The organism is Poseidonocella sp. HB161398, from assembly GCF_005870025.1.
Taxonomy (GTDB): Bacteria; Pseudomonadota; Alphaproteobacteria; order Rhodobacterales; family Rhodobacteraceae; genus Mangrovicoccus.
Window position 1 is genome coordinate 1 of sequence record NZ_VATA01000258.1, and the last position, 741, is coordinate 741.

Here is a 741-nt window from a genome sequence, read left to right on the forward strand (position 1 = left end):
CCAGATGATCCGGCAACTCTCCGATGCTGGCATGGCCTGACCGGCAGATCATGCGCCAGACCGGCCGCAGCCGGAAGCTCGTCCGGCAGGTCCTTCGCGGCGAGCGCGAGGATGTCTTCCGCATCCGCGAGAGCAGCCTGACACCGTGGCTGCCCGAGCTGGAACGCGAATGGGCCGGCGGTTGCCGAAACGGCGCCGAGCTCTGGCGCCGCCTGCGCGCCGATGGCTTCAGAGGCAGCCTCAGGGTTCTGCGACTTCGATCGATCCCCCGGATCGATCGACCTGCTTCGCAGACCGTCTTGAACTTGGCGAATGGGCCACCCGCCAGCGCCGCGCCGAGCAGGCGGTTCCCGGGGGTACAGGAAAGTCGCCGCCCGCCCGCAAGATCGCGCGGCTTCTGACCTCGGGGCGGGACCACCTGAACCGGGAAGAGGCGCTCACGGTGGCTCGCATCGAGGTGGCGCTGCCGACCTTGGCGACCGCCCGAATGCTGGCGGAAAGCTTCACCGCATTCGCGCGGGCGCTCGGACCGATGGCGCACCCGCGCTCATTCCGCGACGGCATGGAAGCCGCGCTGGCTCCCTGGCTGGAGAAGGCCGAGGACAGCATGCTGGGCGCCTTTGCCCGCGGCCTCCGAAAGGACTACGATGCGGTCGCCGCATCCCTGACCGAGCCGTGGTCCAATGGCCAGACCGAGGGACAGATCAACCGGCTGAAAATGCTGAAGCGGCAGATGTATGG

At 68.4% G+C, this 741-nt stretch carries 1 pseudogene; it reads left to right on the plus strand.

Features of this window, described 5'->3' with window-relative positions:
• Positions 1 to 741, plus strand: a pseudogene (locus tag FGX59_RS38480) (transposase); the annotation flags it as partial.